2 protein-coding genes are annotated in these 6,906 nt (G+C 39.0%); both read left to right on the top strand.

From position 1 onward, the window contains the following. On the top strand, positions 1-2,541 hold a 2,541-nt coding region (locus H7T98_RS03275; RefSeq protein WP_201061257.1), incomplete at its 5' end, for a mucin-binding protein. A gap of 571 nt (positions 2,542-3,112) precedes the next feature. Beyond that, on the top strand, positions 3,113-6,906 hold a 3,794-nt coding region (locus H7T98_RS03270), incomplete at its 3' end, for a Spy0128 family protein (RefSeq protein WP_195918066.1).

The raw sequence follows: 6,906 nt of genomic DNA, 5'->3' as shown, positions 1-6,906 counted from the left end.
TATGTTTTCACAGGTAAGAAAGATTTAACAACAAACGCTATTACTTGGAAAACAAGCTCGCATACATACGGCAGTGTACCAGTTCCAGTGGTTCCAGGCTACATCGCAGATAAGTCTCAAGCTGGTCAACTAGAAGTTACCTTAGCGACTCCTAATGTGGAAGAGCTTGTCAGCTACACACCGGTGGGAAGAATCATTTTTGTGGACGAAGCAAGGAATCAAATCGTTGGTACAAACGCTGTTCCGTATACCAACGCTCCAGATCCGACTAAGATAATGTCAACCACTCTACCAACGCTACCAGCAGGTTATGAGATTAAGTATGGACAAAATATCTTGGGCCTTAACTCAAGTAGTCTTCAAGTCCTTCCACCAGATGCGACAGCTGACACTAAGATTATCTTGGTTTCTAAGAAAGAGACTTTGAGTCAGGTCACCAGTCAGACGGTTACCTTTATCGGGGCAGGTGAAAAAACGCCAGCTGCTAAGCTTCAAAATGATTTTGTCTTCACTGGAACAAAGGATATGGTTTCAGGTGTCAGCACTTGGGATATGTCAAGTCATACATACGGCAGTGTACCAGTTCCAGTGGTTCCAGGCTACATCGCCAATAAGTCTCAAGCTGGTCAACTAGAAGTTACCGTAGCGACTCCTAATGTCGCAGAGCTTGTCAGCTACACACCAGTGGGAAGAATCATTCTTGTGGATGAAGCGGGGAATCAAATCGTTGGTACAGACGCTGTTCCGTATACCAACGCTCTAGATCCAACTAAGGTAGAGTCAACCTCTCTACCAACGCTACCTACAGGTTACGAGATTAAGTCTGGCCAAAACATCTCAGGTTTTAACTCAAGTAATCTTCAAGTCCTTCCGCCAGATGCGACAGCTGACACTAAGATTATCTTGGTTTCTAAGAAAGAGTCTTTGACTCAGGGCACTAGTCAGACGGTTACCTTTATTGGTGCAGGTGAAAATACACCAGCTACTAAGGTTCAAAATGATTTTGTCTTCACAGGAACTAAGGATATGGTTTCAGGTCTTAGCACTTGGGATGTGTCAAGCCATAGATATGGCAGTGTGCCAGTTCCAGTAGTTCCAGGTTACATTGCAAATGTAGGACACGCGGGCTCTCTTCAAGTAACACCAGAAGCTCCTAACGCTGAGGAATTAGTTACATTTAAGCCGTTAGGAAAGATTATTGCAGTTGATACTGATGGTAAAGAAATTCAAGGTGTACCAACAATTCAATATCAGAATGATCCCGAAAATCCAACTAAGGCGGGCAAAACATCATCTCCACTTATCTCAGGGTATGAAACTGATGTTCTCAATATAACCCCAAGTAAGCCAGAAGAAGATACCCCAGTTGTTTATCGTAAAGCTATTCAAGAAGCGACTATCACTTATATTGACCAAACGACTGGTACAAGTCTTGAGAGTGATCATGTTACAGGTAAGTCAGGTGAAATTATTGAATATACTACAGCCGACAAGATTGCATTTTATGAAAGTCGTGGTTATGAATTGTTAACGGATGAGTTCCCAAAACAAGCATACTACGATACTGATACGTCTGTTACCCAAGCATGGAGGGTTACTTTGAAACATAAAACTGTAATAGTAGGTTCTAGGAATCCTCATGATGGTGATGCAATCAACCCAGATGATCCACTAAGTCCAAAATATCCAAGCAAAAATCAGTGGCAGAAAGATGTCACAGCGACAGTTCATTATATTGTATCAGATGGAAATGTTAAGGCGCCAAGCGACAAGGTTCAAGATGCACAATGGACACGCACCGTTACATATGATATGGTGACTGGTCAGGAACTTTCGTCAACAGCATGGAAAGCTAATAAAGCAACCTATGATGCAGTTGTGACTGAAGTTTTAGATGGCTATTACGCTGATAAAGCAAGTGTGTCATCTAAGAAAGTTATTCAAGAAAACCTTGAGGAAACGGTAATATACAAACCGCTCGGAAGCTTACTACTCAAATCAGCAGATTTGAACTTTCCAGAAGTTGCATCTGTAAAATATCCTAATAATCTAACAGACCCAACCAAATCAGGTCTACCAGTTGTTCCAGATATCCCAGGTTACAAACCCTACCTTCAGGACCCTAAGTATCCAAGTAAGTTAGGAAAAGCTATCCAGCCAGGTAGCACCATTATTCCTGAAAATTCAGGAGAGGATATCTCTATATACTATATAGCGGTAAGTCCAGATAAACCAAAATCTTCTATAAAACAAATGAGTAAGCCAAGCAAAACTCAGAAACCAGAACATCCTTCTATTGAAAAGAAATCAGTAGTATCTTCGCAACCAGAAGAAGTAAAACAAGTAAATGAAGCTTCGAGAATCGTTGTTAAGACAGCTTCTCAGACTTCTACTACAAAAGTAGCTTCATATAAAAAACAAGTAGTTCTTCCCAAAACTGGTGAAGAAACAGAGCAAACTGTCGAAGTAGCAGGCTTTTCTGCTCTGATTGTGGCTCTTGGTCTGGGAATTCAAGGTTATCGTCGTAAAAAAGAAGATTAATCTAATTGAGACGGACAAATCTCTTATTAGTTTTAAATAAAGTAAACCAGCAGTTCAATTTGAGTTGCTGGTTTCTTTTTGGGGAGAATGTTTGAGTTTAATATGTTACTCTGAAGTAATTATATGAGAATCGTTTGAATAGTTGTTATGATTCGTCAATGCTGTAATAGTAGGATAAAGTGAAGTTAATGCTCTGAAATAGGGTACAAATATGTGCGATAATAATTGTATTATTAGAGAATGTTCGGTTTTTTAATGTCATAGAGAAGTTCTAAAAAAGTTTTGGAATGGCGTTTCAATTAGAAAATAAAAGGATTAAATAATTATTTTTATATTGAGTGAAGTGTTAATAAATGGTGTTATATAAGGTGTTTTGTTGTTTTATTATCGATATTTCTGATTGTTTGTAGTTGAATAATCAGATAATTGAAAAATAAAATTAAAAAATTTTGACAAAAATCTTGACCGCTAATTGTCAGAATGTTAGAATATAGTATACTCACTTTTATAATTGGATTAATTTTATAAGTGTGTACCTATAACTAACTAACTTATTAGAGGAGGTCTTTTAATGAAAGACATTTTCAATAGACGCCAGCGCTTTTCATTGCGTAAATACTCGTTTGGTGTCGCTTCAGTCTTACTAGGGACAGCGCTCTTTGCTGCTCGTATTGCTCAGGCTGATGAAGTAACATCCCCAGAACCTTCATCTTCAACACCAAGCTCTACGGTAGCAGGTGAGAGCTCTGCCAATTTAGTTGAAACGCCTACAGCATCAACAGCTCAAGCAGATCCTACTGCAGCTGTATCTTCAACTGATGCAACTGCGTCAACATTTAACTTGACACCAGAAGCTTCAACAACAGATAAGGCTGCCGCAGAGACAACTGACAAACAAGCTACAGAAACTGCAAAACCAACTGAAAAAGCTGCTACAGAAACAGCTAAACCAGCTACAGCTGCATCTACAAATGCAGCTGGCAACAACGTTGAAACTACAGCTTCGGCTACAGCAGCTTCAAACGCTTCAACAACAGCAGCTTCAAATGCTTCAGCTACAGCAGCTCCAGTAGCTGGAAATACAGAAACAGCTGAAACAGCAGCAGAAGCTACAACTGCCCAACCAAATGTTGCTACACGTGCTAACGTAGCAAGCGCTGGTGTAGACGTTACTTCAGTTGCAATAGCGAATAATGAACGTAGTAATGCTGCTACTTTGGTTACAGAAGGTGGCCGTCGTCGTAATCGTCGTTCGGCAACAGACCCTGTATCAACTAGTCATACAGTAGGTTCAGCAGCTGCAACACCAGTGATGAGTGATCCAAATGGTGCAAAACTTAAGAATCGTCCACTTGTAGTCCCTACACCAAAAGATCCTACTGACCATGTTACTGCAGGAATCAACTACCAATTGAATCCGAGTGCATCTCAGTATACATATATTGTTACTGATTTGATGGGATTCAATACAGAGTATAATACTAAGTTCTATTATCGTATGTCTAAACCATATGATAACTCAACTAATGTAACAATAGAATTGGTTGATGGTGCTACAAACACTGTTAAAGAAACAAAACAAATTAGTGGTGCAGGAACAGTGAATCTTGGTCAGGCTACTCTAGCACCTATTTCAGGCAATAAACAGGCTTATATTGAATTCCGATTTGAAAATGTTAAAGATGCTGATAAGACAGATCGTCCAGCTCTCCGTGCAACATGGAAATTCAACGGTTCTGCTAATGATTTCGATGGTCAACGTACTGCGATTCAAATTTATGATGTAGTTAACACAGCCAACGAAGGAACGACTATAACTGATCCTCAATATTACATCCCACGTCTAACTACTAAGACGACTTACTATAAAGTTGTTGATAAAAATTCATCAACTTATGATCCAAATCGCTTGGTTGGAAACTTTGTCTCAAATGGCAGTAGTTATGTGATGAATTCTTCTACGGCAGGTGACTACAAGCTGGTAAATGACGCTGGAACTCCACAAGTTGATGCACAAACATATCGTGCAACAGGCTCTGAAGAGAGTCTTGGTTCATTTACACTTACTGGTATGGAAGGGCAAGATTTCCATGCTTCAGCTCTTCGTGCTTTTGATGGGTATAAGCTATATCAAACAGCAGATTCACGCTCGCTTGTAGATGTTCTAAAAAAACCTTACGAAGTTGGCCAACGTTGGTTTGACGTTGCCAATGCTGAAGGTGGTGTAAAACGTATTAAAGAAGTTGTAGGCGAAGATGGTACTGTCCGTATTGAAATGTGGGCAATCAAATCTGACAGTCTAAATAAAATTTCTAAAGATTTAAACACTGATGGCTATGTTAAGGTTTATGAAACAGTAATTCGTCCTGGAAGTAACAATAAAATTGACCACCCAGAAGACTTCGGTAAGTATCCTGAAATCGATGATGCTGGATGGAATAAAGATAATAATAAGCCAGTTAGAGATGGTTTGAAACCAGAATTACGTGATAAGCTTGTTGTTGGAAAACCATTTGCTATTTTCTCGGATAAACAAAATACAAACTATCTTGGTGATTTGGAATATGGTAAACCTAACGTAGCTGATTTTATCTATAAACGTCCAAACGGGACATTTTATAAAATGTCCTGGGGAGGGGAAGCAGCTAATAATACTATAGAGTATACAATTACTGAGGTGAGTGCCTCAGAAGCTGCTGGCTATCAACCACGTTATTCAGCTGCGGGTGAATTTTATGCGAACCGTGGCGCTACTGGAGCTGCATATGCTATTAATGGCGTTCCAGTTTCTTCAGGTAACGTTTTCCGTTTGGAAAATAAATTGACGCCCAACTATGAAACGGTCTACTACTATGTTAAAGGTGAAGCTACTAAGGTAACTCCTGAATTTACTAAGGTTCTCGAAGATAAAAATGTAGAGAATAAGCGAACACTTAATGATAATGACTTCAGCTTTAAACTTGTTGAATTGAAAACTGATGATTCAGGTGAAGAACTTGAAGGTGGTCATACTGAAACCGTCACAAATAAATCTGGCAAGGTAACTTTTAGTGATATTAACTTTACTAAAGTTGGAACTTACAAATATAAAGTAACAGAAGTTGCTGGAGAAGATAAAAATGTTGACTACGATGCCATGGAAACTATCATGACTGTAGTTGTTACTGAAAAAAACCAAGCAGGTGATTTAAAAGCTACTGTTACTTACAGCTCTTCTAAAGGTGAAACATCTTCAACAACTGATACAGAGTTCAACAACGTTGTCGTAGCTCCAGTTAAAGTGAAATTTGACTTCACTAAGAAATTGGCTGGACGTGAACTTAAAGATGGCGAATTCAGGTTCATCCTTAAAGATGCAAACGGTCAAGAAGTTGAAACTGTAGCTAACAAAAAAGATGGAACTGTAACATTTACAGAAATTTCATTTGATAATACTAAAGTAGGTACTCACACTTATACTGTAGAAGAAGTTATCCCTGCAGCTAAAGAAGTAGGTATGACGTATGACACTATGAAGGCAACGATCACTGTTGAAGTTGCTAAGAATGGTCACACCTTGACTACTGTAACAAACGTAACATCAACTGGCGGTGTCAATGCTGATGGAACATCAACAGAAGGAACTGATGATAAAGAATTCAACAACAAAATCACTCCTCCTGAAACACCTGAATTCCAACCTGAAAAATTTGTTCTTAACAAAGAGAAATTTGACATTACAGGATCAAAACTTGTAGATGATGACGATGAGTTGACCGATGAGTACACTGCTACAAATGCAAATCCATACGCAGATGGAACTTCAAATAACGAAGCAGAAAATATCAATACGAAGTCAGTTGAACGTGGTGAAAAGATCTACTACCAAGTATGGTTGGATACTAAGAACTTCACTGACAGAAACAACATCCAATCTGTTGGTATCTCTGATACTTATGATGCAGATAAATTAACTGTCAACGCTGCTGATATTAAAGCTTATGACAGTGAAAGTGGTGCTGACGTAACTGATAAGTTTGACATCAAGGTTGAAAATGGCGTCATTACAGCAACATCTAAAGCTTCTATGAACAAATCTTTAGGTGATGCTGATAACACTCAAGTTGTCGACACAACTAAATTTGCATTTGGTCGCTACTACAAATTCGATATTCCAGCAACAGTTAAAGCTGACGTTGCAGGTGGCGTAGACATCGAAAACAAAGCGAACCAAATCGTTCACGTTTACAACCCAGTAAGTAAATCTGTAGAAACTCCAGAAAAACCAACTCAAAAACGTGTGAACAGTGTACCTATCTCAGTAGACTTCAACTTCACTAAACGCTTGGAAGGTCGTGAATTGAAAGCTAACGAATTCAGCTTCGA

This window comes from Streptococcus sp. 23.2, from assembly GCF_016648665.1.
Classification (GTDB): Bacteria; Bacillota; Bacilli; order Lactobacillales; family Streptococcaceae; genus Streptococcus; species Streptococcus salivarius_E.
The sequence above is the reverse complement of the archived record's forward strand: the minus strand, read 5'-3'. Positions and strand labels throughout refer to the sequence as shown.